25 protein-coding genes are annotated in these 23,242 nt (G+C 65.1%); 7 read left to right on the top strand and 18 right to left on the bottom strand.

What is annotated here, in order from left to right:
* Window positions 1–5: 5 nt before the first annotated feature.
* The 4 genes from QMF22_RS01355 to QMF22_RS01340 all read right to left on the bottom strand — a co-directional run bounded on the left by QMF22_RS01355 (window position 6) and on the right by QMF22_RS01340 (window position 5,746).
* Complete coding sequence (locus tag QMF22_RS01355) at window positions 6–641, bottom strand: FMN-binding protein (protein ID WP_283449595.1); 636 nt, start codon at window positions 639–641, stop codon at window positions 6–8.
* A complete protein-coding gene (locus QMF22_RS01350; protein ID WP_283449593.1) occupies window positions 638–2,062 on the bottom strand; it encodes a ferredoxin reductase family protein in 1,425 nt (474 codons plus the stop codon). Before QMF22_RS01350 ends, QMF22_RS01355 begins: the two co-directional genes overlap by 4 nt.
* 65 nt (window positions 2,063–2,127) lie before the next feature.
* Entirely contained in the window at window positions 2,128–3,213 is a 1,086-nt protein-coding gene (locus tag QMF22_RS01345) for an FUSC family protein (RefSeq protein WP_283449591.1), read from the bottom strand.
* 1 nt (window position 3,214) lies between these two features.
* Window positions 3,215–5,746 carry an ATP-dependent helicase gene (locus QMF22_RS01340; protein ID WP_283449589.1) on the bottom strand — a complete coding sequence of 844 codons (2,532 nt, stop codon included), beginning with the start codon at window positions 5,744–5,746 and terminating at the stop codon, window positions 3,215–3,217.
* 110 nt (window positions 5,747–5,856) lie between these two features.
* On the opposite strand from QMF22_RS01340, the gene QMF22_RS01335 reads away from it, so the two are divergent.
* Window positions 5,857–6,408, top strand: coding sequence for a GrpB family protein (locus QMF22_RS01335; RefSeq protein WP_283449587.1), 552 nt, complete (start codon window positions 5,857–5,859; stop codon window positions 6,406–6,408).
* A 52-nt stretch (window positions 6,409–6,460) separates the two neighbouring features.
* Here the strand turns inward: QMF22_RS01335 and QMF22_RS01330 are convergent, their stop codons facing one another.
* Entirely contained in the window at window positions 6,461–6,604 is a 144-nt protein-coding gene (locus tag QMF22_RS01330) for a hypothetical protein (RefSeq protein ID WP_283449585.1), read from the bottom strand.
* 54 nt (window positions 6,605–6,658) lie between these two features.
* Complete coding sequence (locus tag QMF22_RS01325; protein ID WP_283449582.1) at window positions 6,659–7,252, bottom strand: TetR/AcrR family transcriptional regulator; 594 nt, start codon at window positions 7,250–7,252, stop codon at window positions 6,659–6,661.
* Window positions 7,253–7,299: 47 nt separating this feature from the next.
* Between QMF22_RS01325 and QMF22_RS01320 the strand changes: the two genes are divergently transcribed.
* The gene (locus QMF22_RS01320; protein WP_283449580.1) at window positions 7,300–8,385 is read left to right on the top strand and encodes a YhgE/Pip domain-containing protein; all 1,086 of its coding nucleotides are present in this window, start codon (window positions 7,300–7,302) and stop codon (window positions 8,383–8,385) included.
* A 116-nt stretch (window positions 8,386–8,501) separates the two neighbouring features.
* Here QMF22_RS01320 and QMF22_RS01315 read toward each other — a convergent pair whose 3' ends face one another.
* Window positions 8,502–9,560, bottom strand: coding sequence for a glycerophosphodiester phosphodiesterase family protein (locus QMF22_RS01315; protein ID WP_283449578.1), 1,059 nt, complete (start codon window positions 9,558–9,560; stop codon window positions 8,502–8,504).
* Window positions 9,561–9,756: 196 nt separating this feature from the next.
* Here QMF22_RS01315 and QMF22_RS01310 point away from each other — a divergent pair, with 196 nt between their 5' ends.
* Both QMF22_RS01310 and QMF22_RS01305 read left to right on the top strand, forming a co-directional pair.
* Window positions 9,757–10,575 (top strand): Bax inhibitor-1/YccA family protein, encoded by an 819-nt coding sequence (locus tag QMF22_RS01310; protein ID WP_283449576.1) that lies wholly within the window; start codon window positions 9,757–9,759, stop codon window positions 10,573–10,575.
* A gap of 90 nt (window positions 10,576–10,665) precedes the next feature.
* Window positions 10,666–10,818, top strand: coding sequence for a hypothetical protein (locus QMF22_RS01305; protein ID WP_283449575.1), 153 nt, complete (start codon window positions 10,666–10,668; stop codon window positions 10,816–10,818).
* A gap of 53 nt (window positions 10,819–10,871) precedes the next feature.
* On the opposite strand, the gene QMF22_RS01300 is transcribed toward QMF22_RS01305, so the two are convergent.
* On the bottom strand, window positions 10,872–11,798 hold the full coding sequence (locus QMF22_RS01300) for an EamA family transporter (RefSeq protein WP_283449573.1): 927 nt from the start codon (window positions 11,796–11,798) through the stop codon (window positions 10,872–10,874).
* 44 nt (window positions 11,799–11,842) lie between these two features.
* Between QMF22_RS01300 and QMF22_RS01295 the strand changes: the two genes are divergently transcribed.
* Window positions 11,843–12,334, top strand: a complete 492-nt coding sequence (locus tag QMF22_RS01295; protein ID WP_283449569.1) for a MarR family winged helix-turn-helix transcriptional regulator — start codon at window positions 11,843–11,845, stop codon at window positions 12,332–12,334.
* Here the strand turns inward: QMF22_RS01295 and QMF22_RS01290 are convergent.
* From QMF22_RS01290 to QMF22_RS01275, 4 genes are all read right to left on the bottom strand, one after another.
* Window positions 12,331–12,774 (bottom strand): SRPBCC family protein, encoded by a 444-nt coding sequence (locus tag QMF22_RS01290; RefSeq protein ID WP_283449568.1) that lies wholly within the window; start codon window positions 12,772–12,774, stop codon window positions 12,331–12,333. The genes QMF22_RS01295 and QMF22_RS01290 overlap by 4 nt on opposite strands.
* A 61-nt stretch (window positions 12,775–12,835) precedes the next feature.
* Window positions 12,836–13,225, bottom strand: a complete 390-nt coding sequence (locus QMF22_RS01285) for a type II toxin-antitoxin system VapC family toxin (protein WP_283449566.1) — start codon at window positions 13,223–13,225, stop codon at window positions 12,836–12,838.
* Window positions 13,222–13,479 carry a FitA-like ribbon-helix-helix domain-containing protein gene (locus tag QMF22_RS01280; protein WP_283449565.1) on the bottom strand — a complete coding sequence of 86 codons (258 nt, stop codon included), beginning with the start codon at window positions 13,477–13,479 and terminating at the stop codon, window positions 13,222–13,224. The genes QMF22_RS01285 and QMF22_RS01280 overlap by 4 nt, the downstream gene beginning before the upstream one ends.
* Window positions 13,480–13,523: 44 nt before the next feature.
* The gene (locus QMF22_RS01275; protein WP_283449563.1) at window positions 13,524–14,435 is read right to left on the bottom strand and encodes a DMT family transporter; all 912 of its coding nucleotides are present in this window, start codon (window positions 14,433–14,435) and stop codon (window positions 13,524–13,526) included.
* A gap of 72 nt (window positions 14,436–14,507) precedes the next feature.
* On the opposite strand from QMF22_RS01275, the gene QMF22_RS01270 reads away from it, so the two are divergent.
* The gene (locus QMF22_RS01270) at window positions 14,508–15,098 is read left to right on the top strand and encodes a TetR/AcrR family transcriptional regulator (RefSeq protein WP_283449561.1); all 591 of its coding nucleotides are present in this window, start codon (window positions 14,508–14,510) and stop codon (window positions 15,096–15,098) included.
* A gap of 145 nt (window positions 15,099–15,243) precedes the next feature.
* Here the strand turns inward: QMF22_RS01270 and guaA are convergent, their stop codons facing one another.
* The 5 genes from guaA to QMF22_RS01245 are packed head-to-tail and all read right to left on the bottom strand — an operon-like array spanning window position 15,244 to window position 20,089.
* On the bottom strand, window positions 15,244–16,860 hold the full coding sequence (gene guaA, locus QMF22_RS01265) for a glutamine-hydrolyzing GMP synthase (protein ID WP_502846890.1): 1,617 nt from the start codon (window positions 16,858–16,860) through the stop codon (window positions 15,244–15,246).
* Window positions 16,857–17,291 (bottom strand): DUF3817 domain-containing protein, encoded by a 435-nt coding sequence (locus tag QMF22_RS01260; protein ID WP_283449558.1) that lies wholly within the window; start codon window positions 17,289–17,291, stop codon window positions 16,857–16,859. The genes guaA and QMF22_RS01260 overlap by 4 nt, the downstream gene beginning before the upstream one ends.
* A 9-nt stretch (window positions 17,292–17,300) precedes the next feature.
* On the bottom strand, window positions 17,301–18,080 hold the full coding sequence (locus QMF22_RS01255) for an SURF1 family protein (protein WP_283450719.1): 780 nt from the start codon (window positions 18,078–18,080) through the stop codon (window positions 17,301–17,303).
* A gap of 5 nt (window positions 18,081–18,085) precedes the next feature.
* Window positions 18,086–19,552: a cation:proton antiporter gene (locus QMF22_RS01250; protein WP_283449556.1), complete on the bottom strand. Its 1,467-nt coding sequence runs from the start codon at window positions 19,550–19,552 to the stop codon at window positions 18,086–18,088.
* 3 nt (window positions 19,553–19,555) lie between these two features.
* Window positions 19,556–20,089: a cation:proton antiporter regulatory subunit gene (locus QMF22_RS01245; protein ID WP_233193339.1), complete on the bottom strand. Its 534-nt coding sequence runs from the start codon at window positions 20,087–20,089 to the stop codon at window positions 19,556–19,558.
* Window positions 20,090–20,307: 218 nt separating this feature from the next.
* On the opposite strand from QMF22_RS01245, the gene QMF22_RS01240 reads away from it, so the two are divergent.
* Window positions 20,308–21,333: a hypothetical protein gene (locus QMF22_RS01240; RefSeq protein WP_283449552.1), complete on the top strand. Its 1,026-nt coding sequence runs from the start codon at window positions 20,308–20,310 to the stop codon at window positions 21,331–21,333.
* A gap of 104 nt (window positions 21,334–21,437) precedes the next feature.
* On the opposite strand, the gene QMF22_RS01235 is transcribed toward QMF22_RS01240, so the two are convergent.
* On the bottom strand, window positions 21,438–23,168 hold the full coding sequence (locus QMF22_RS01235; protein ID WP_283449550.1) for a glycerol-3-phosphate dehydrogenase/oxidase: 1,731 nt from the start codon (window positions 23,166–23,168) through the stop codon (window positions 21,438–21,440).
* Between the last annotated feature and the right edge of the window lie 74 nt (window positions 23,169–23,242).

Below are 23,242 nucleotides of genomic sequence, written 5' to 3'. Positions count from 1 at the left end.
GCACCCTAAAACCCGGCCGTATCGAGGGCCGACTGCAGCGACCGCAGGTAGCCGTCGGTCGTATAGGTCGCGCCACTCACGTTTTGCACGCTCGCTGACTGGGCAGCGAGTACCTCGGAACGCAAGATCGGCGCGGCCTGGTTGCTGATGGCAACCGATCGGCCGCCACGGTTGGTCAGCTGCAGCGGGGTGACCTCGGTGATCGCCCCGTTGGCGATCGTCACGGACACCTGCATGTTGCCGAACTGGGTGGCGACGACCGAGCCGGTGAAGGTTCCCGATTGCGACGAGGCGGTCGCAGCGGTGGCTGCGGCGGCCGCTGCGGCGGCATTGGCTGTCGCGGCCGCGTCGGCTGCGACTGTTGCTGCTGCCGCTGCATCCGCTGCTGCCTTCGCCGAGGCAGCGGTGTTGGCGGCGTCGGCCTGGGCTTGGGCGGTGGCCGCAGCGTCGGCGGCCGCCTTGGCGGTCGCTTGGGCCTGTGCGGCTGCATCCGTTGCGGCGTTGGCAGCGGTGGCGGCGCCCGTACCGGTGGACGCGGTCAGGCTCTGCGAGGCGTCAATGGCCTGCGAGCCGAGCTGCCAGCCGATTCCGACGATCGAGACGGAGGCCAGTGCGGCCACTGCTACGGCGCGTGCTCTCACCAGTCAAACCTTTCGTAGTGGATCTGCTTCTTGGGGACCCCGCCGGCGCGGGCGTCGCGCACAACGGCGTCGGTCCACGGGCGGGGACCGCAGATGTATATATCGGAGTGGAGCAGTTCGGGCACGATCTTGCGCAGGGTGATGCCGGCGCGGGCGGCATCCGCTGGCAGCCAGGTGTTCACTCCCTTGGGACGTTTGCCGGCGATGATGCGCAGTTCAGCTCCGCGTGCCCGGCACAGGTCGGTCACCTCGTCCACCAGGTAGGTGTCGCCGACGCTGTGGGAGCGCAGCAGCACCGTGGCGTTGCCGGGCGCGAACGACACCGTTTCCAGCAGCGAGCGGATGGGGGCGACGCCGATGCCGGCGGCGATCAGCACGACGCGGGGCGACGTGCGAGCGTTCTCGGTGAAGAGCCCGTACGGGCCTTCGAAGCTCACCCGGGTGCCGCGCTTCAGCTGGGGAAGCTGCTGCGAGGCATCGCCGAGACCGCGAACCGTGATGCGCAGTCCGCGCTCGCTCGGCGCTGACGACAGGGAAAAGGGGTGCGCCTGCCACCAGAGCCCCTGGGCCCAGAACCGCCAGACGAAGAACTGCCCGGAGGTCGCCCGGAGTCTGTCCAGCTGCCGCCCGGTCAGTGTTATGGAGACCACGCCCGGAGCCACGGCGTCGACCCGGTCCACCACGAGGCGGTGGCGCAGCGACCGGGTGACCGGCAGCAGAAACCGAAACACGATAATGGAGCCGGCAACGGCCACGTAGAGGGCGAGCCAGTAGTAGCGGGCGATGGTGCCCTCACTGAGCAGGTTGCCGACGCTTAGCTGGTGCGGGATGGCGACCAGCACCGAGAGGTAGGCGAGCAGGTGCACGGCATGCCAGGCCTCGTAGCGAAACTTGCGGCGCACGACGATTAGCGAGGTGATGACAACGCCGATCATGAGCGCGAGGCCAAGGAAGGCCAGCGGCATGTCGGGCAGGGTCGTAAACATGTTCCAGACTTCGACGAACACGTTCACGTTTTCGGCCAGCGCATAGCCGGTGATGAGCAGGGCCGCATGGCCGAGGATGAGATAGAGGGCCGGCTTGCCGAGCGACTGGTGCACGGCCATTGCTTGGTCGTGCCCGAAAGCGCGGTCGATCGGGGGCAGCCGCGCGGCCAACACGAGCATCAGGAGCAGCAGGTCGGTTCCGACCAGCCCGGCGACAATTCCGAGGGAGGTGAACGCGTCGGCCGGAGAGGAGAATTTGGCGGCTCCCCCGTCGGCGAGAAAGATGGCGATGACGATGGCGACCGATGCGACGCAGAGGATCTGCAGGCTGTCGGCCAGGCGCATCCGCTTTTTGTAAGCCGGGTGGCGGGGCGCGCCGCGCCGGGTGCGCGCGGGCACTGGGCCGGTTCGGGTGGTGCGCGTGTCGAGGCTCATGAGTAGAGCATCGACCGAAGGCCCATCGAACAGCTATCGATAACCTGTGAACAGTCTGTGCGTCGTCAATGCCTGTTTTTCAGCCGGACCCGCGCCCGCACGAGCAGCAAGATCACCAGGGCGACGACGCTGCCGAGCACCGTCTCGAGCACGCGATCGACCAGCAGCGCCGGCACCGGTACCGGGCTGGTGAGGTGCACCACGGTGAGGGCGAGCGGGGTCACGAACAGCAGGGCGGCGCCGTAGTGCCGGCCGATCAGAATCTCGGCGCCGAACTGCCCCAGGGCGATGACCAGAATCAGTACCGCCACCGGCGGGCTCGGTAGCAGCACTAGCGCGGTCACGCCGACGCCGAGAGTCGTGCCGATCATGCGGTGAAAGGCTCGCGACACGGAATGCTTCGCGCCGGGTGGGGGCAGCACCGCGACAACGCTGACCACTGCCCAATACGGATGCCCGATGCCCGCCGTGAGGGCAAGGGAACCAGCGACGAGCGCACCGACCACATTCTGGGCGATCGATAACCAGACCTGCCGGTCGCGGATGGCGCCCGGACGCACCAGGGCGCCGCGAAACAGGTTTTTGAACAGGTCGGGTTCGTGATGCCGGGAGACCCGGCGCAGCAGCCAGCCCGACATCGTGAGCAGCCAGGCGAACGCCGCGGAGGCGACGGCCACGAGCAGCCGTGGCCAGAATTCCTCGCCCGGAGTGGGCAGCTGCGCGATCACGGCAAAACCAAAAACAAAGAAAATCGGTGTGGGCGGGAACAGCCCCGCCGTGTTCGCCACGAGGATTCCGGACGCGATCACAACGACCAGTCCCGCGGTGAGCACGATCAACGGCGCCTCGATCAGAGCGAGCACGAGGGCGAACGTGATGATCGCGAGCATGAGCGTGCCGGCAACGGTGACCGTGCGCAGCCGCACCCGGTAGGGCTCGTTGCGGCCGAACAGTGCCGTCATGGCACCGAAGGCCGCATAGGCGGCCCAGTCGAGCTGGCCGGTGAGCACGAGAATGGTCAGCGGCAGCGCGGCGGCGACCGCGGCCCGGGTCGCGACCTCGAACTGGAAGGAGCGCAGAGAGAGCGCCCACTGCCTCAGGCTCTCGGGCTTGCCCGATTCCGCGTGCGGGCCGGAACCAACGGGGTGCACGCTAGATCTTTTCGATCGGGGCGATCTTGATCAATAGCTTTTTAGCGCCCATGCTGTCGAACTGCACGTGCGCGATGCGCTTGGTGCCTTCGCCGGTGACCTGGTTGACCCGGCCCTCGCCGAAGTCGTGGTGGCGGATGCGGTCGCCAGCCTGAAGCTCGAGGCTGCCGTTGTCGCGCACCGTTCCGGTGATCTTGTTTGCCCACTCCGTCTTCGGCTTGCCCGGCGGCAGGCCGGCCGGTTGCTTGCTGGTTCCGTAGCTGCTGCGCCCGCCGTAACTGTCGTTCGAGCCGGTGCCCAGTGAATTACCGAACCCACCGAAGCCACCGTCGCGGCGCGCGTTCAGCGCGCGCGGCTGAGTACCGCCACGGGAGTTGGCCATGCCCGGCGACTGCTTCCAGTCGATCAGGTCGGCCGGGATCTCCTGCAAGTAACGGCTCGGCATGGCCACGTTGATGTCGCCGAACTGGGCGCGGGTCATCGCGAGCGAAAGGTAGAGCCGCTTGCGGGCGCGGGTGATGCCCACATAGAATAGGCGGCGCTCTTCAGCCGGGCCGCCGGGCTCGTTCGCCGACATCTGGTGCGGAAGCAGCCCCTCTTCCACGCCAGTGAGGAACACGGCCTCGTATTCGAGGCCCTTGGCGGTGTGCAGGGTCATCAGCGACACGGTTCCCGAGGCATCGTCGAGGTCGTCGGCGGCGGCCACGAGCGACACCTGGGTGAGAAAGTCGACGAGACCACCGTCGGGGTTCTCCTTATTGAAGTCCTTGGTCTGGGCCACGAGCTCCTCGATGTTCTCCGCTCGAACCTCGTCTTGCGGGTCGCGGCTATTTCGTAAGCCGGCGAGCAGCCCGCTGCCGTTCAGCAGGAACTCCAATACTTCGGAAACGTTAGAGCCACCGACCGGCACCCCGTCGTCGGTCACCGAGGTCGGCACGAGCATGAGCGCGGCGGCATCGAGCAGTTCGGCCAGTTTTAGAATGGCGCCGGTCACCTTGGGGCCCAGGCCGAGCGCTGCGGAGTTGCGCATGGCCTGCCGAAAGGTGAGCTCGTTGTCGTCGGCGAAACTCGACAGCGCGGTCTCGGTCGCCGGGCCGATGCCGCGTTTCGGGGTGTTCAGAATGCGGCGCAGCGCGAGTTCGTCGACCGGGTTGGCTACGGCGATGAGGTAGGCCAGTGCATCCTTGATCTCGGCCCGCTCATAGAACTTGGTGCCGCCGACCACCCGGTAGGGCGTGGCCGAGCGCACCAGAATTTCTTCGAGCGCTCGGGTCTGCGCGTTGGTGCGGTAAAACACGGCCATGTCGCGGTAGGCCATGCCGGCCGCGTGCAGCACCTGGATCTCGTCGGAGACGAACTGCGCTTCGTCATGCCCGGAATACGCGGTGAAACCGACGATCTTCTCGCCGTCGCCGCCCGCGCTCCACAGCTTCTTATCTGTACGGTCGAAGTTGTGCCCGATCACGGCGTTTGCGGCCGAGAGAATGTTCTGGGTCGACCGGTAGTTCTGCTCGAGCAGGATGACCTTCGCGCCGGGATAGTCGCGCTCGAACCCACTGATGTTGCGGGTGTCTGCGCCGCGGAAGGCGTAGATCGACTGGTCGGAATCACCGACCACGGTGAGCGAAGCCCCTGGGATGGCTCCGGAGGCGCCTCGCAGGTTGCGCACGTGCACGCCGTCGTCTTCCATCTCCTGGGCGAGCTCGGCCGTGACCGGCCGGGTGAGCTCGTGCACGAGGGCGTACTGGGCGTGGTTGGTGTCCTGGTATTCGTCGACCAGCAGGTGCCGAAAGCGGCGCCGGTAAAGGGCTGCGACCTTGGGGAACGCGCGGAACAGGTAGACGGTCTCGCCGATGAGGTCGTCGAAGTCGAGCGCGCTCGCGGCGCGCAGCCGCGCCTGGTACTGGCGGAAGATCTCGACGAACATGACCTCCTGCGGGTCGCTCATGTTGGCGTTGCGCGCATACGAGTCGGCATCGGCGAGCTCGTTCTTGAGTTTGGAAATCTTGGCGCCCGCGGACCCAGGCGTGAACCCGTAGGTGTCGGCGTCGAGTCCCTTGATGATGCGCTTGAGGGTGACCTTGGAATCGGCCGAGTCATAGATGCTGAACGTGCTGGACAGTCCGATCTTCTCGGCTTCGCGCCGCAGAATGCGCACACAGGAGGAGTGAAAGGTACTGATCCACATTCCGTCGGAGCCCTGGCCGAGAATGGCGTGCACTCGCTCGCGCATCTCGGCGGCGGCCTTGTTGGTGAAGGTGATCGCCAGAATCTGGCTCGGCCAGGCATCGCGGGTTTCGAGCAGGCTTGCGACCCGCCGGGTGAGCACACTCGTCTTGCCCGAACCGGCGCCGGCGATGATAAGAAGCGCCTGCCCGCGGTATTCGACGGCCTCTTTCTGCTGCGGGTTGAGCCCGTCGAGCAGCGGGCTGTGCTGCGTATTGCCGGAGCCCGCGTAGCCATTCGAATCGAGAATGATAGGCGTGGCCGACCGGCCGGCGGGCGCGGATTCCGCGTTAAGAGGTGTGATCATGTCGGTTTCCAGTGTAGGCGAGGCCCCTGACACGAGGACGGGTCGGGCTGTGGAGATTGGCGACGCCCCGACGTTTCCTGATCGAATCAACTGAATGGAAGACTGATCGCATGGCCAACAAGAGTGCACCCCGCCGAGCAGACGTTGATGAGGTCGAGCTTGTCGGCGGATCTGAAAAGCGCCAGCTCCAAGTGGTTGCCTATGACGAGAACTGGCCCGATATTTTTCTTGACCACCAGACAAGACTGCGAAATACGCTGGGAACGGCGGAAGTCGAGGTCGAACACATCGGATCGACGTCCGTTCCCGGACTGGCAGCTAAGCCAATTGTCGACATCGTGGTCACGGTCGTCGACATCACTGCTGAAGAAGACTATCTCCCTCATCTCTTGACCGCTGGATACGAGTTACGCACTCGTGAGCCGGGCCATCGCCTGGTGCGGACGCCAGCACGCGATGTGCATATCCATATCCTTCAACGAGGCGACCAGGCCGTAGACAACTACCTCCTATTTCGCAATCGTCTCCGAGCGGATGCCGACGACCGCGCTTTATACGAAGACACCAAGCGAGCGTTACTGCATCACGGTTTTGACGATATGAATGCCTACGCCGATGCCAAGACCGAGGTGATTGCGGCGATCATGCGGCGGGCGCTCTAGGCCGGGACCTAACGCCGGCATCAGCTGGCAGAAGTCACCGGTCGGGCACCGCTCAGAGCGGGTCGTGCACGTGCACGGCCAGAGCGGATACCCCGATCGCCTCACCCGCGTCATCCGTTCCAGCACGTGACGACCATGCGACCGGGAGGCGTTCGAAGGCATCGAGTTTTGTAGCGTTAGAGGTCCCCGTCGTCACAAAAGGGTGTGACTGTGGGCATCTGACCTGTCGGACCGGGGCCGTGTGGGTGAGTCAGCCGGGTAGCAGCTCGCGGATGCTGGCCAGATAGGCCGGTCTGTCAAAGTCGGGGAAGAGTGCGGATTGCACGATGTAGCCATGTGCGAGGCCCATAGTGACAGGGACGAGTCGGCTTGCCCATGTCGTGGCGTCGTGTTTGCTCAGCCCCTCGTGTTCCTCTGCCCATGCAGTGAGAAATCTTAGGTAGATCGGGCGTATCTGGGTGAGGACATCTGAGACCAGCTCTCGAATCTTGGGGTCAACCATGGCCTCTCCCCACACCTGGAGCAGAATCTGGTTGTGGCTCACGTCCGATGTGACGCCCGCGAGAATAGTCATGACGACAGTGCTGGGTGTCGGCACCACCCCACCCGCATTTAGCGTTTCGAGCTCGGTGACCGCGTCGCCGATAACGAGGCTCGCGACAGAGAGCATGATCTGCTGTTTGCTCTCAAAGTGTCCGTAGATCGCCCCCGCGGAGAGTCCTGACTCGGCAATAATGTCCGCCATCGACGCGCCAGTGAATCCCTTCTTCGCGAAACAACGGAGGGCGGCCTGGGCGATTTCGTCTCTTCGGGTCTCGCGATACTGCTCTGTCACTTTGGGCATGCTCGCTAGTCTACTATAAAGAACGAACATTCGTTTTAGGAGCCTAATTGAGCACTTCACACACCCCGCCCGCCCCCACGTCGTGGTCTCGCATTGTCGGCGTCGGGCTGGTCTTATCCGTCGCCGTCGCTCTCCTCGTACTCGCATTCGCATGGCCAAGCGTCACATCGAGCGTGAAGAGCCTGCCCATCGCCGTGGTCGGCCCTGACGCGGCCGTCACTCACGTCGAGGCGGCATTCGAAAAGTCAGCGCCCGACACATTCGACTTCGTCACCGCGACCGACCGTGACGACGCGGTGAGCATGATCAACACCCGCGAAGTCGAGGGCGCAATAGTTCTCGGAGACGCGCCGGAAGTGCTCACCGCCTCGGCGGGTAGCACCATCGTCAGTTCCATCCTCACTACAGTCGCGCCGAAGCTGCAGGCCCAGTTGAATGCAGCGCTCAAGGCTCAGGGCATCGAGCCCCCGCAGCCGATCACCGTGGCCGTGACCGACATTGTTCCCCTCGCTTCAACCGATGTGCGCGGCGCTGGGCTCATCGCCGCGGCGTTTCCGCTGACTCTGGGCGGCGTGCTGGGTGGCATCCTGGCATCCGTGCTCATCGTTGGGGCCTGGCGACGCGTTGTGGCGATTTCGGTCTACGTCGTCGGGGGTGGCCTCGCCCTGGCGGGAGTCCTGCAGGGATGGTTTGGCATCCTCCAGGGCGATTACCTGGTCAACGCCGCAGCGATAGCGCTCACGCTCCTTGCCGTCAGCGCCACGATCGTCGGCATCGTCGCGACCGTCGGCAAGGCAGGAATGGCTATCGGGCCGGTGCTGTTCATGGTGCTCGCCAACCCGATTTCATCGTCAACAGCGCCGCTCGAGTTTCTGCCGGAGCCATGGGGCGCCATCGGCCAGATGTTCCCGCCGGGAGCCGCCGCCACGCTGCTGCGCGACCTCTCCTACTTTCCCGATGCCGCCACGTTGGTTCCCTGGCTTGTGCTCGCAGGATGGTCGACCCTCGGAATTGTGCTCGCCGTCATCGGTCACTTCCGTGGCGCTATGCACGTGGAGATCGACAGCGAGTTCGACACCACGGTTGACGACCCGGCGGCTCTCAAACAGGAGTCGATTCAGGCCGTCTCATGATCTTGGTGAACATATAGTGCCTTCACAAAAGCGACGAGAACCGGATCTCGGTGGACGGCGAACTGGTCGAACAGGCGCAAGAAGCGGGTTGACCTGCCCGTGGGTGGGGGCACTGCTCAGAGCGCGTCACGCACGTGCACGGCCAGATCAGGGTAGTCGGCGAACACGCCGTCGATGCCGGAGTCGAATATGATCCGAAACTCCGATTGCCAGTGGCCGAAGTCCGCCTTGCGGGTGCCGCCGCGAAACGTTTTCGCCAGAAATTTGTTCTCCGGGCGCAGGGTCCAGCAGTAGATCTCCAGCCCGGCGGCGTGCGCCTGGTCCACCAGAGCGGATGCCCCGATCACCTCACCCGCGGCATCCGTTTCGAGAATGAGCGACTTGGGAACGCTGATGCCGTCCACCCCGACATCACTCGTGGCCGTGCTGGAGCCCATGCTGCAGCGGGACCCCCCGGCCGAGCGACCCGCCGCCAGGCTCGCGAGACCGTCGGCGGTGAGGTGGTCGGCGTAGCTGAGTGCCCCGGCGCCGTACTCGGCGAGCTGGTCGGCCGGGTGCCCCTGGTCTTCGAGCAGAAAGATGCGTTTGCCTCGCACGCCCTGGGCGCGCACCTGGGCGAGCACGCTCGGTTCGAAGCTCTCGACGGTGAGCCGGTCGGTGTTCCAGCCGGCGGCGGAAACCTCGGCGGCGAACAGTTCGGGCAGCGGAAGGTCGAGGCTCGCGAAGTAGTGGCCGTGCTTGATCTCGGCCACGATGCCGAGTACCCGGTCGGTGCGCTCCCCCGCGGCGTCGACGAGGTCGAACAGGTCGCGCAGGCGCAGAATCGGCTGCTGGTCGTCGAAGGTGGAGCTGCCCTGCCGCAGGGTGGGCAGCCGCTCCCTGGCCCGTAGGGTGCTGAGTTCGTCCCAAGTGAAGTCCTCGGTGAACCAGCCGATGACGAGCGTTCCATCGATGTGTTTCTCGGTGCGGCGAGCGGCGAATTCGGCGCGAGTGGCGACATCCGTTGTACCGGAGATCTCGTTTTCGTGGCGGATCACGAGCACCCCGTCACGAGTGGCGACGAGGTCTGGTTCGACCGCGTCGGCGCCGAGGCCGAAGGCGAGCTCGAATGCGCTGCGTGTGTGTTCGGGCCGGTGGCCGCTTGCCCCGCGGTGGCCAATGACAATCGGTTGCATGATTTCAGGCTAACAACAGGGCGAGAACGGTTGCTGGGCCTGGCCTCCGCTCGCAGCGAAACATCAGCGGGACAGCACCCGGATAGCTGCAAATCGGCTGATCCCCCGCGCATTCCCATGCGCTCTCGGGTACCGTTGAATCAGTGCCTCACCAGGCACCTCAAACCCCACCAGCTGATTGTGAGTACAGCAACACATGGCATCCTCCAACCCCGCTTTCTCCCGCAACGAGGCGTTCGGCCCTCGCGGCGCAGTGGCGTCGTCGCAGGCCCTCTCTGACAACGATCTGCAGTCGATGTACAACCGGCCCGCCGCCGGTGCGCAGGACACCGAACGCATGACCTACGAAGACACCATCACCAAGACCGGCCTCGGCTTCGCGCTGCTGCTCGTGGCTGCCGCGATTTCCTGGGTCGCCACCCCGGTGCTTCCGTTCCTGTTCATTCTGGGTGCCATCGTGGGTTTCGTGCTCGGCCTGGTGAACACCTTCAAGAAGGAGCCGTCCGCTCCGCTGATCCTCGCCTTCGCCGGCGCCCAGGGACTGTTCGTCGGGGGCATCTCGCGGGTCTTCGATGACATCTATGGGGGCGTGGTGATTCAGGCGGTTCTGGCCACCCTCGTTGTGGTCGCCGTCACCCTGGCCCTATTCAAGAGCGGAAAGATCCGTGCCTCGAAGAAGGCCACCAAGGTCTTTTTGATCGCCATGATCGGCTACGCCGCATTCTCGCTCATCAACGTGGGAATGATGATCTTCGGCGGCACCGATCAGGCCTTCGGCATGCGCAGTGCGAGCATCAGCATTCTCGGCTTTGATATCAAGCTCGGTATCCTCATCGGCCTTCTCGCGGTGCTCCTGGCCGCGTACTCACTCGTGCTCGACTTCGACTTCATCCAGAAGGGCGTCAACAACCGCCTGCCGCGCAAATACGGCTGGACCGGCGCGTTCGGCATCATCATGACCGTCGTCTGGCTCTACGTCGAAATGCTGCGCATCTTCGTGCTCACCCGCGAGTAGCGGCATCCGCTTGATCACGCGCCCTCGTTCTTTCCGAACGGGGGCGCTTTTTCGTACCCCGCGCCCGCCACACTGTGGTTGGCTTAAGCAATGAGTTTCACTGACCTGCACGCGCTGCTCCCCCTTGAGATCAACGGCGTGAACGCCACGTTCGGCTACATCGGCAGTGCCATCGTGCTCCTCGGCCTCGCCTGGGTGGTCGTGCTCGCCATTCGCCGCTACCTCAAAGCCCCCAAAGACTGATGGATGCCCCGGGTTGCCCATGAGCGCCCCCGATTGGGTAGCCGCTTCGCCGGTTACCGCAGCGTCCACCGGCTTCGGGCGCGGGTGACGGTAGAGCCGCGTCGGTTCAGAGAGCGATCAGGATTCGGGCCCCTGGCGACGATGACGGCCGCGATCGAGCCGAGCACGATGACGATTCCCGCGATCTGAATCGGGGCAAGGTGCTCTCCAGCGATCGCCCAGCCGAGCACGATCGCCACGACGGGGCTCAACAGTCCGAGGAATGCGATGGTGCTGGCCGGGAGGCCCGCAATGCCGTGGAACCAGACGACGTAGGCGAATGCCGTGCCAGCCACAGCGAGGTACGCGTAGCCGGCGAGGTTGGTCACGGTCAACGGCGTGCTCGGAAGGCCTTCGAGCAGGAGCAATACGGGCAGAAGGCTGAGTCCGCCGGCGATGAGTTGCCACGAGGTCGTCGCCAGCAGCGGCGCCGGCTGCCCCCACTTTTTGGAGAGCACGATGCCCGAGGCCATGCAGACCGTGCCGCCGACAGCGGCCAGGATCCCGATAGCGTCCAGCCTCGCCTGCGATTGGAGCACGATGAGGCTGACGCCGAAGGCTCCGGTCGCGCCGCTCGCCAGAACGCGTCCGGTCATCCTCTCATGCAGCACTCGACTGGCGAGGACGGCGACAACGAGGGGCTGCAGGCCTCCCACAATGGCGGCCACGCCGCCGGGGAGCCGATAGGCCGCGATGAAGAGGAGGGCGAAGAACGCCCCGATGTTGAGCACGCCGAGCACCCAGGATTTCCACCACCAGGCGCCGCGCGGCAAGCGGCGGCACAGCATCAGTAGCAGGATTCCCGCTGGCAGCGCGCGAAGGAACGCCGCGAGGAACGGCCGATCCGCCGGCAGCAACGTCGTCGTCGTCAGGTAGGTGGTTCCCCAGAGAACGGGAGCGAGGGCAGTGGTCGCCAACAGGAACAGTCGATTGCTAAGCACTTAGCCATTATAGCTAAGTGCTTAGCAATTGATAGCATGGAACCATGACAGACCAAGTCGATCGAATCCTCGAACAGTGGAACACCGAGAAGCCCAACCTGAACGTCTCCCCCATGGCCGTCATCGGCCGCTTGAGTCGCACCGCTCTGGCCGTCGAGTCCCGCCTGGCCGCGACCTTTGCGCGGTACGGCCTGGACGCATCCTCTTTCGACGTGCTCGCGACGCTACTGCGGAGCGGTGCGCCCTACCGGATCTCCCCGGCGGTACTGGCCCGCGATGCGATGATCTCGACCAGCGCGGTCGCGCAGCGCCTGAACAAGCTACAGACGCGAGGTCTGGTCAGCCGGGAGGCGAACCCCGACGATGGCCGCGGCACCCTGGTCGCGCTGACGGATGCCGGCAAGCGGCTCATCGACGCCGCCCTGGCCCCGCACGTCGAGACCGAGCGAACCATCACCGCGATTCTTTCTGTCGAGGAGCAGTCGATCCTCGTGGGGCTGCTGCAGCGGATCAACGCTGCGGCAACGCGCGATTAGCCCAGATAGCGCCCGAGCGAATCGAGCACGTCCTGCCATCCGTCGTAAAAGAATCCATCCCCCTTGGACCCGGCGACACCGCGCAGATCGAAGGTCATGCGCGTTCGATTGCCAACGGGCTCGATGGTGATCGTGACGATTGGGCTGTCATCAGGGTCGCCGTCGGGCTCGCCCCAGGTGAACACCAGGCGCTCGAGAGGCAAGACTTCGCGGTAGACGCCACCGGAAACAACCTTGTCGCCCGTGGCATCGTTCACCATCGTGTAGACGTAGTTGTCACCCACGCGCGCGTCGATTTCTACCGTTTCTCGGGGCGTGCTCGTTCCGCGCGGAAACCACCACTGCGCCGCAGCGTCGGCGTCCGTCCACGCTGTCCAGACCTCGTCGGGGGTTGCGTCGTAGGTGCTCACAATCGTGAATCCCTTGGCTGTGTCAATCATCGTCATTATCCCTCGGTCATGCCGCGAGCCTAGAGCTCGCTTGCCTTCGCGCAGTAAACGACTACTGCACTTCGATTACCACACTGTGCCCGCTGGAACGAGCAAGCCTGGCATCACGGGTGAGGAGCGTGCACCCCAGAGCCTCGGCCAGGACAACGTAGGCAGCGTCATAGGCCGACAGATTGTCGCGTAGCTGACAGGCGCGACGTCGCAATACATCGGCCGACTCCCACCGCCGGATCGGCAAATCCTCGAAGTCCGTCAGCAGGTCCTGCGCACGCGTGGCAGTCAGTTGCCCGGCCAGCACGAGACCGCGAAGCGCCGATACGATCTCATAGTCGAGCAGGGTCGGCGCGTGCAACTCTTCAGACGCGAGCCGGGCCCTCAACTCATCGGTGCCGGCGGCGGCGGTCAGTACGTCGACCACCGCAGCACAATCCACCACGATCACGTGCCCGGCCGCTCCTGTAGCTGACCCAATCGCTCGGTTCGGGCGCTCGCGAGCGCCTCCAGTGCAGATACCTGTGCCCGCTCAGCCCGTCGGGCCGCACGATCGAGCACCTCACCGACGGTCGGCCGCGCCACCTCTCGGTCGAGGAGGTCGAGCAGGTAAGAGTTGAGTGACTCACCGCGATCAGCGGCCCGCGCTTTCAGCGCACGACGAGCATCATCGGGCACATTTCTAATCTGCAAGAGAGAACTCATGGAAGCATATTAGCTCAACTATGATGCACTTTGCATATATTTGCTTAGCGGGCCGGGATCCCTTCGGGCGTCGAGGAGGAGGTGTTGGCATCCGCTCTGGTAGCGCGCGCCTCGGTGAACAGCACGACGGCGACCCCGAGGCCGCAAAGAGCGAACCCAGCCAAAGTCATCAGCGTCAGCGGCTCGCCGAGCAGCACCGCCCCGACCAGAGCCGTCGTGGGCGCGACCAGGAACAGCAGGGCGTTGAGCGCGGTGATGCCCACCCGTCGCAGCAACCACCAGTACAGTCCATAGGCCCCCAGGGTTGGCACGAACGCCGAGATCACGGTGGCGAGCCAGAATGTCAGCGTGGCCGGGGGAAGGAGTGCCCCCGTTACTACCGCGATCACAATGAGCGCGAAGGACGTCACGACGACATGCACGGTCAAAGTCACGAGCACCGGCGTCTTCACACGTGACCGTCGCTCGACGAACGTGCCCACTATGAGGCAGATCATCGCCAGTGCCGGCAGTAGATAGGCAATCGGATGCGCCGCCGCGCCGCCGATCTGCGAGCGAACGACCAATACGACCCCCAGCGCCCCGACGGCCAGCCCGGCCCATTGTGCGCCGCGCACCCGTAGCCCCAGCAGGGGCCCGACGAGAGTCGCGACGACCAGCGGTTGTACGGCGTCGATCAGTGCGCTGGTACCGGTCGTGATGCCGGCCCCGATCGCGGCGTAGACGAAGGTGATGTAGCCGAACTGGGCGAACAGCCCAATGACGGCCTGCTGACGCAGCTCGGTGCGGGTGACGCCGCGTACAGCGCCGGAAGCCAGGGTGACGACGACTAAAATCACTGCTAGCGGGGCGAACCGCCAGACCAGCAGGGTAGTGGCCGGCACATCCACGACCGCGACCGCCGCGATGACGAATCCCGAACTCCACGACACGATGAACCCGATTGCGGCCAGCACCGTGACAATCGACCTCGGTATACCGACCTGTGTACTTATGGATACCACTATACAGGTCTGTATAATCGAATCATGGACGTTCCCGACCTCGCCCCGCTGACTCCGGGTGCTCGCCGCGTGCTCGACGCCGCATCGGAGCTGTTCTATGAACGCGGCATCCACGCCGTCGGCGTCGACACGATCGCCGCAGCGGCCGGCGTCACGAAGAAGACCCTCTACGACCGGTTCGGATCGAAGGAAGCGCTCGTCGTGGCCTACTTGCAGCACCGAGATGCTCGATGGCGCGAACACCTCGCCGCCCAGCTTGCCCGGGTACCTGAGCCCGGGTCCGACCGCGTGTTGGCGATCTTCGACGCGGCCATCTCCTGGTCCGGCGAGAACGGGCTGAAGGGCTGCAGCGCCATCAACGCCCGGGCCGAAATCGGCGACGGGCACGATGGGCATCCCGTATTCCCAGAGATCGCCCGGCAGAAGGTGTGGCTGCTCGACCTGTTCGGTGAACTCTGCCGGGAAGCAGGAACGATCGACCCGCGAGCCATGGCCAAACGGATGATGCTGCTCCACGAGGGCGCGCTCGTAACCGTGGGACTGGAGACGTTTGCGCATCCGCTCGAAGTCGCTCGCGACCTGGCCCGTGCGCTGCTTGAATCACTCGCCCCCTGACAGCGCCCGCTACCGGTGGCCGCTCCCGCTATAGCTGGCGCACCCACCCGCAGCGGGCGCGACCACAAACGGATGCCCGGCTCCGGTCACACAAAAAGGGGCCGGCTCTCCAGAGCCGGCCCCTTTTTTTCGAGCTACTCGGGGATCACTCCCACTCGATCGTTCCCGGCGGCTTGCTCGTCACGTCGAGCACGACGCGGTTCACCCCGTCGACCTCGTTGGTGATGCGGTTCGAGATCTTGGCGAGCAGGTCGTAAGGCAGGCGGGTCCAGTCGGCGGTCATGGCATCCTCTGAAGACACCGGGCGCAGCACGATCGGGTGACCGTAGGTGCGGCCGTCGCCCTGCACGCCCACCGAGCGTACGTCGGCGAGCAGCACGACCGGGCACTGCCAGATCTCGCGGTCGAGACCGGCGGCGGTCAGTTCGAAGCGCACGATCGCATCCGCTTGACGCAGCAGGTCGAGGCGTTCCTGGGTGATCGAGCCCACGATGCGAATTCCCAGACCGGGGCCGGGAAACGGCTGGCGCTGCACGATTTCGGCCGGCAGGCCGAGCTCGGCGCCGATGGCACGCACCTCGTCCTTGAACAGGGTGCGCAGGGGTTCGACCAGTTCGAACTTGAGGTCGTCGGGCAGGCCGCCCACGTTGTGGTGGCTCTTGATGTTGGCGGTGCCGCTGCCGCCGCCGGACTCGACCACATCGGGGTACAGGGTGCCCTGCACGAGGAAGCGGATCGGGTCGCCGTCGATTTCCTTGGCCTCTTCGATCAGTTCGGCCTGGGCCTGCTCGAAGGTGCGAATGAATTCGCGGCCGATGATCTTGCGTTTGGTCTCCGGGTCGCTCACGTCCTTGAGCGCCACGAGGAACTGCTCGCGCACATCGACGGTGACCAAACGGATGCCGGTGGCCTTCACATAGTCTTCCTCAACCTGGCGGCGCTCGTCCTGGCGCAGCAGGCCGTGGTCGACGAAGACGCAGACCAGCTGGTCGCCGATCGCCTTGTGCACCAGGGCCGCCGCGACAGCGGAGTCGACTCCGCCGGACAGGCCGCAGATGACCTTGCCGGTGCCGACCTGGGCGCGAATCTTCGCGACCTGTTCGGCGATGACGTTGCCGCTGTTCCAGTCGGGGTTGATGCCGGCGGCGCGGTGCAGAAAGTTTTCGAGCACGTGCTGCCCGTTTTCGGAGTGCTTGACCTCGGGGTGCCACTGCACCCCGTAGAGGCGCTTGGCGTCGTTAGCGAACGCGGCGACCGGGGTCGAAACCGACGAGGCGAGCACTGTGAAGCCGTCAGGTGCAGTGGCAACAGAGTCGCCGTGGCTCATCCACACGGTCTGGCTGTCCGGCTGGTCGGCCAGCAGCACGTTGCCGCCGTTGTTCACGGTGACCGGGGTCGAACCGTATTCGCGGGCGCCGGTGTGGGCAACGGTGCCGCCGAGGGCGGTCGCCATCACCTGGAAGCCGTAGCAAATGCCGAGCACGGGCACACCGAGCTCGAAGATCGCCGCGTCGAAGGCGGGCGCACCCTCGGCGTAGACGCTCGACGGCCCGCCGCTCAGAACGATTCCGCGCGGGTTCTTCGCGAGAACCTCGGCGGCGGTGATCGTGTGCGGCACGATTTCCGAATAAACGGATGCCTCCCGCACGCGTCGCGCGATCAGCTGCGCGTACTGGGCTCCGAAGTCGACCACGAGAACGGGGCGATCGAGGCCAGAGTCGGCGACTACAGCATCCGCTGACGCGGTCTCGACGGCACTCACGAACGCACCTCGGCGGCCTTTTTCGCTTCGAGCTGTTCGAGGGAACGTTTCACGCGGCGAGTCATGGGGCCTTCCAGGAAGAACGAGAGCGTGGGGATGATGCCGCCGAGCGCGATCAGCACGAAGAGCGAGAATGGCCAGCGCATGAGGCTCCAGAGCCGGAAGTCGGCGAACAGGTAGAGCACGTAGAACCAGCCGTGCACGATCAGAATGATCGTGCTCAGGTTGATTGCGGCAACTGTTCCGCGGGGCACGAAGGCGAGGAAGCCTTCGGCGCCGTTCATTTCGAGTTCGTAGCCGAGAATGAACTTGGCGTAAACCTCGGCGCAGAGCAGCAGCAGAAAGACACCGGTGATGATGGACGACACCTGGTAGAGCCGAAGCGCACCGGGGATTCGGGAAATATCGGCGGGCTTGGGATCAAGTGGCATGGGGTAATTCTATGCGCCAGCGCTGGGAGTGCTCGCAGAGGCCAATTCAAGCTCGGCTTCTTCCTGCTCGCGCTCCAGCGCGTCGCGCACCAGGCGGTACCAGAGGAACACGGCGAACCCGGCGAAGACGACCCACTCTATGGCGTAGAAGATGTTCAGCCAGTTGAGCGACTGGTCGACCTGGGGCACCGGGGAGTCGATCACGTCGAGCCCGGCCGGCGCGTCCGCGCTGACGATGTAGGCGGAGTACACCGACTCGTCGGTGAAATCGGCCCACAGGTTGATCAAAGCGGATGGTGCCACCTTGGTCAGCTCCATCGGGTCGCCTTGCGGGTCGGGCAGCTCCGGTGCCTCTCCGGTGAGGAAGCGTCCGGTAACGGTCACCGGGGCATTGCGTGGTTCGGTCTGCAGCGCATCGATCACGGCCTGGGCACCGGATTTGTCGGGGGCCCAGCCGCGGGCGACGGCGATGCTGGCGGCAGCATCCGTTTGAAAATGGCTGACCACCCAGAACCCTTCGACGCCGCCGTTGAAGCGTGTCGTGATGAGCGTCTCGTCACCGGGCACCCAGGTGCCTTCGGTGCTGACCATTTGGCCGGTCGCGATCTGCGTCACTCCCCCGTCAGGCTGCGCCACCTCGGCGAGCGGCTTGACCTGTTCCGTACTGCGCTCCACCACCACGCCGGATTCAATGGCGCGCTCGAGCTGCCAATGCCCGAGCAGGGCGAACGCCGCGGCAACGCCGAGGGCAAGCAGCAGTGCAGCGACCCAGCGGGGTCGCACCATCATTCTGATCACGAATAGTCACCTGTGTGGGTTTCTCGCCCGGGTTTGCGTGCCGGCCGGTCGGCCGCGTCATCGGGTTCTGGGGAGTGCTGACCGAGCGCGAAATCGGCCATGGAATCTACGTCTGAATGCGAGCGTTTCGCTCTGGCAACCGTATCTTCCGCCGCTTGGGAATTGGCCGAGTCGCGTTTGGCCGCACGGCGCGTGTACTCGTCAGCATCCGCTGCCTGGGCCGCGGTCGCAGCCTCGACCAGGGCGATTTCTTCGTCGAGCATGGGGTTGCGCGGTGCGCGCGCGGCAACGGATGCCGGCACCCGACGACGCAGCGCCGATCCGATCTTCTCGGAATTCGCCGCGAACAGGGGGCCGAGTATGGCCATCGATAACACGTAAAGCCCGGCGAACGGTTGCAGCCGCGAATCCAGCCCGGCCGACACCGACAGCGTTGCCAAAATGAGCGTGAACTCGCCGCGGTTGACGAAGATCGCGGCGGTGTTGAGGGCTTCGCGTGGCCCCATTTTGTGCAACCAGGCCAGCAGCGCCCCCGACAACAGACTGAGCAGGAAGGTCATCACGATGGCGATCAGCACCACCCCGATCACCGATCCGAACTGGGCCACGTCGAGGGCAAGTCCGAAGTTGAGAAAGAAGAATGCCGCGAAGATGTCGCGGAGGGGCACCGCGACGCGTTCGATTCTGGCGCGATAGCTGCTCGCGCCGAGCACGACGCCGATCAGGAAGGCGCCAATGGCATCCGTTACGCCGATGATCTCGCCGATGCCGGCGAACAACACCACGAGCCCGAAGAACAAGATGGTGAACAGTTCGTCGTCTTTGGTGCGCATCAGGCGCGAGACGACGCGGCCGCCCCAGCGGGCGAGGGAGAACATGGCGACGAGAAACAGGAACGCGATGGAGAGCTGCAGCACGATCGGCCAGATCTCGGTTTTACCACTCAGCACCACGGAGACAATGGAGAGGTAGATGGCGATGAAGATGTCGCCGACGACCGTGACGCCGAGGATCATCGGGGTCTCTTTGTTGGCGAGGCGGCGCAGTTCGATGAGGAGTTTGGTGATGATGGCGCTCGAGGAGGTTCCGGTCATTCCGGCGATGACGAGGGCTTCGCGGGGGCCCCAGCCCACGAGCAGCCCGAAGATGAAGCCGGCACCCATGTTGATGAGCACCCAGGATCCGCCGGAGATGATCAGGGTCTTGGCGTTACCGAAGAATTCCTCCTGGTCGAATTCGAGGCCGAGGCTGAAGAGCAGGAGGATCAGGCCGAACACGGCGATGAGTTCAATGTCGCCGGACTGGAAGTCGATGGGAAAGAAGTCGGTGTTCGGACTCGCGAGAACGCCCACGATCATGTAGATCGGGATAGTGGGGAGTCCGATCATTTTGCCCAGGCGGCCAAGAACGTAGGCGACGACGAGCAGGATGCCGAGAACGAGGAGGTCTTCGCCCAGGTGCATCGGTCATCCCCCGGGTGGAGCGTCGACGGTTTTCGCCTTCACTTCACCGGTGCGGAAGAACGCGAAGGCCTTGACGACTTTTTCCGGCGAGCCGGCGACCACGAGGGTGTCACCGGGAAAGACCTTGAAGTCGGCGGCGGGAGCCGGGTTGGCGGATTCTCCGCGCACGACCGCCACCACGGTGAGTCCGGCGATACCGCGATCGGCCGGATTTCCGAGAGCCTGGCCGGCGATGTGGTCTTCGTAGTCGACGGTGAACCAGTCGATGCTGAGGCCGGGAATCTGGTCGAGGGCACTCAGCGACTCGGTGATCTGGGTGCCGCCGAGCAACTCGGCGAGGGTGTGCGCCTCGTCTTCGTTGAGCCTCAGCGAGACCTTGCTCGCGTCGGGGCCGCCCTCGTCGTCAGCGAAGGTGATGAGGTCACTATGGCCGGAACGGTGGGCGATGACGCCGACCTTGCCACCATCATCCGTGATGAAGGTGTGCAGCACACCAACGCCGGGAAGTTTGACCCGCCGAACATCAACCATTGTCATGACTCCTGAGGTTTAGGGGCAGTTCCCCCATTCTACTGGAGCCGCTTTTGCCGCCGCGCGCCCGCGCTTTTCGTCACCGCGCCCGGTACCGGTGAGCGCGCCAGCAAGAGGTGGCGCGGGCACCGGCAGCTGGCGCGGTGAGTGGTGAGCGCGGGTGAGTTATGCACAGATTCTCCGGCGCGCGTCCCGTGCGCTCCAGTCGCTGCCATTCTCGGGTCATGGCAACCACGGCGCCCTCCGGATCTGCATCGAACTACCTGATCGCGGCTCTCCTGCGACCCGATGGGCTCATCCTCGCATCCGATGCTGCGGCGGTCGGTTTGCATGAGGCGCTCCGCACCGAATTCACGCACCACCTCGTTACGCGACTGCGGCGGGGCGTCTACCTGCCCACCGCGCACTGGGAACACCTCGATCTCGACGCGCGCTACCTCTTTCGGATCCGCGCCTACGCTGCGGTCAGCGCAGATGCGCCAGTGTTTTCCCACCACTCTGCGGCGGCGATCTGGGGGTTTCCCCGGCCGTCTCACTGGCCGACGGAGGTCCATGTCACCGTCCCGCAGGCATCCGGCGGTCGTTCCAAACCCGGCATCGTGCGGCACTCTGCCATCGTCCCGGGCGCGCTGGCAGCCGGGGCAGTCAGGCGCGGTGGCCTGTTGGTCACCTCGGCGGCCGAGACGGCTGTCGCGATGGCCCGCATTCTGCCATTTCCGGAGTCCGTCGCGATGATGGACCGGGCCATCCACGTGCCCCGCCTGATGTCTCCCGGAAGCAGCTCGGGAACGACACTGGCCACACGGGACGAGTTACAGGCCGCCCTCGACGCACTCGAAAGCTCTGGTCGACGCTATGGCAAGGCCGCCGCACTCCGCGCCGGGGACTTCGCTTCTACGCAGTCCGATTCAGGCGGGGAATCGATCAGCCGCGCACACATGTTCCTGCTTGGGTTCGCCGCTCCCGAGCTGCAGGTGCGCTTCGACGATGCCGCGGGGTTCATTGCCTTTGTCGACTTCTTCTGGCGAAGCATCAACAGGGTCGGCGAGTTCGACGGGCTCGGCAAATACGTCAAGAACGCGTACACCCGAGGCCGCACAACCGCCGAAGTCGTCATGGACGAGAAGCATCGTGAGGACCGAATTCGCGCGTGCGGGCCGTCCGTTTCGCGGTGGGACTGGCAGATCGCACGCGACCTGACGACGTTCGGCGCCTACCTCACGCGCATCGGCGTCCCTCGATGCCGCTAGCGCCGCCGCCGCGCCAGGTACCGTTCACCGCGCCAGCTATAGGTGGTGCAGCCATCGGCAGCTGGCGCGGTGAACGACGCGCGGGCGTGGCGCAGCGCGGTGCGCTAGTTCGTGACCACGATGTCCGGAGCTTCGAGGCGCACCCGGTCGGCGGATTCGTCGTTCGGCTCCTCCTGCGAGGCCCGCTCGGCGGCGACCCGGGTGAGATAGAAGCCGACCTCCCGGTCGATGCGCTCCTGGTCCCAACCGAGCACGTCGGCCATGAGCGCGGCGGCGACCGGCGCGGCCGACACCCCGCGGTCCCAGGCCTCGATCGAGATGCGGGTGCGGCGCGCGAGCACGTCTTCGAGGTGCAGGGCGCCCTCGTGCGAAGCCGCGTAGACGACCTCGGCACCGATATAGTCGTCGGCGCCGGGCAGCGGCTCGGCGAGCGCCGGGTTCGCACGAATCAGGTCGAGCAGTTCGTCCGTCAGGGTGCCGTACCGGTTGAGCAGGTGTTCGACCCGAACGGTGTGCAGCCCGACTGCGCGGGCGATCTTGCCGCGCTTGTTCCACGCGGCCTGATAACCTTCGGCGCCCAGCAACGGGATGTCCTGGGTCGCGGACGCAGGAATGCGACCGTCGAGAGCCGACGCCGCGGCATCCACTGCGTCCTTGGCCATGATGCGGTAGGTGGTCCACTTGCCGCCGGCGATGACTACGAGGCCGGGAACGGAATGCCCGACGAGATGCTCTCGGGACAGCTTGGACGTTTGGTCGCTCTCGCCGGCCAGCAGCGGACGCAGCCCGGCGTACACACCCTCGACGTCTTCGCGGGTGAGCGGAACGCTCAGCACGGAGTTGATGTGCTCGAGGATGTAGTCGATGTCTGCCGCGGTCGCAGCGGGGTGCGCCTTGTCGAGGTGCCAGTCAGTGTCGGTCGTTCCGATGAGCCAGTGCCGGCCCCACGGTATGACGAACAGAACACTCTTCTCGGTGCGCAGCAGCAGCCCCATGGCGCTCTGGAATCGGTCGCGCGGTACGACGAGGTGTACACCCTTCGAGGCCCGCACCTTGAAGGTGCCGCGTTCACCGACCATGCGCTGCGTGTCGTCGGTCCAGACGCCGGTCGCGTTCACGACCTGCTTGGCCCGCACGTCGAAGTGTTCGTCGGTCTGCAAGTCGTGGGCGCGCACGCCGACGACGCGCTCCCCCACCTTGATGAAGCCCTCGACCCGCACCCGGCTGGCCGCGTGGGCGCCGTAGAACGAGGCGGTGCGCACGAGCGAAGACACATAGCGGGCGTCGTCGACCTGGGCGTCATAGTAGGTGATGCCGCCGACCAAGGCGTCGTTGGCGAGGCTCGGAATGAGCTTCTGCACCTGAGCTCTCGACAGGTGACGGTGGTGCGGCACTCCGGGCGGGCGCCCGCCGGTGTAGGAGAAGATGTCGTAGAGCAGCATGCCGGCACCGATGTAGAACCGTTCGGTGAAGCGTTTCTTGAGCGGGTACAGAAAGCGCACCGGCTTCACGAGGTGCGGCGCGATGCGCTGAAGCAGCAGGCCCCGCTCGGTGAGCGCCTCACGCACTAAGCGAAAGTCGAGTTGCTCCAGATAGCGGATGCCGCCGTGCACGAGCTTCGAAGACCGGCTCGACGTGCCGGACGCCCAGTCCCGGGCCTCGAGAATACCGACGCTCAGGCCGCGCGTGACGGCATCGAGGGCTGCACCGGCACCGACGATGCCGCCGCCGACGACGAGGATGTCGAGCTCCTTCTCTTTGAGCTTGGCGAGAGCGGCGACCCGCTCCTCAGGCCCCAACTTGGTGGACCGGGTGACCGAATTGTGGGAGGCCATTGCTTCTCCTGTTCAGACTCAGTTTTCATAGGTTGAGTTGAGGAACTTCTACCACTGACGTTACTTCACACCGA

The sequence above is a fragment of the Cryobacterium sp. PH31-L1 genome (assembly GCF_030063145.1).
Lineage (GTDB): Bacteria > Actinomycetota > Actinomycetes > Actinomycetales > Microbacteriaceae > Cryobacterium.
Note: the sequence above shows the minus strand (reverse complement) of the source record. Positions and strands in the feature narration are given on the sequence as shown.

What these genes read in the sequence shown, in the direction of transcription:
- QMF22_RS01350 (WP_283449593.1), bottom strand. Translation starts at nt 2,062, where the DNA reads ATGAGCCTCGACACGCGCACCACCCGAACCGGCCCAGTGCCCGCGCGC.
- QMF22_RS01340 (WP_283449589.1), bottom strand. Translation starts at nt 5,746, where the DNA reads ATGATCACACCTCTTAACGCGGAATCCGCGCCCGCCGGCCGGTCGGCC.
- QMF22_RS01335 (WP_283449587.1), top strand. Translation starts at nt 5,857, where the DNA reads ATGGCCAACAAGAGTGCACCCCGCCGAGCAGACGTTGATGAGGTCGAG.
- QMF22_RS01325 (WP_283449582.1), bottom strand. Translation starts at nt 7,252, where the DNA reads ATGCCCAAAGTGACAGAGCAGTATCGCGAGACCCGAAGAGACGAAATC.
- QMF22_RS01315 (WP_283449578.1), bottom strand. Translation starts at nt 9,560, where the DNA reads ATGCAACCGATTGTCATTGGCCACCGCGGGGCAAGCGGCCACCGGCCC.
- QMF22_RS01310 (WP_283449576.1), top strand. Translation starts at nt 9,757, where the DNA reads ATGGCATCCTCCAACCCCGCTTTCTCCCGCAACGAGGCGTTCGGCCCT.
- QMF22_RS01305 (WP_283449575.1), top strand. Translation starts at nt 10,666, where the DNA reads ATGAGTTTCACTGACCTGCACGCGCTGCTCCCCCTTGAGATCAACGGC.
- QMF22_RS01295 (WP_283449569.1), top strand. Translation starts at nt 11,843, where the DNA reads ATGACAGACCAAGTCGATCGAATCCTCGAACAGTGGAACACCGAGAAG.
- QMF22_RS01290 (WP_283449568.1), bottom strand. Translation starts at nt 12,774, where the DNA reads ATGATTGACACAGCCAAGGGATTCACGATTGTGAGCACCTACGACGCA.
- QMF22_RS01280 (WP_283449565.1), bottom strand. Translation starts at nt 13,479, where the DNA reads ATGAGTTCTCTCTTGCAGATTAGAAATGTGCCCGATGATGCTCGTCGT.
- QMF22_RS01270 (WP_283449561.1), top strand. Translation starts at nt 14,508, where the DNA reads ATGGACGTTCCCGACCTCGCCCCGCTGACTCCGGGTGCTCGCCGCGTG.
- QMF22_RS01260 (WP_283449558.1), bottom strand. Translation starts at nt 17,291, where the DNA reads ATGCCACTTGATCCCAAGCCCGCCGATATTTCCCGAATCCCCGGTGCG.
- QMF22_RS01255 (WP_283450719.1), bottom strand. Translation starts at nt 18,080, where the DNA reads ATGATGGTGCGACCCCGCTGGGTCGCTGCACTGCTGCTTGCCCTCGGC.
- QMF22_RS01250 (WP_283449556.1), bottom strand. Translation starts at nt 19,552, where the DNA reads ATGCACCTGGGCGAAGACCTCCTCGTTCTCGGCATCCTGCTCGTCGTC.
- QMF22_RS01245 (WP_233193339.1), bottom strand. Translation starts at nt 20,089, where the DNA reads ATGACAATGGTTGATGTTCGGCGGGTCAAACTTCCCGGCGTTGGTGTG.
- QMF22_RS01240 (WP_283449552.1), top strand. Translation starts at nt 20,308, where the DNA reads ATGGCAACCACGGCGCCCTCCGGATCTGCATCGAACTACCTGATCGCG.
- QMF22_RS01235 (WP_283449550.1), bottom strand. Translation starts at nt 23,168, where the DNA reads ATGGCCTCCCACAATTCGGTCACCCGGTCCACCAAGTTGGGGCCTGAG.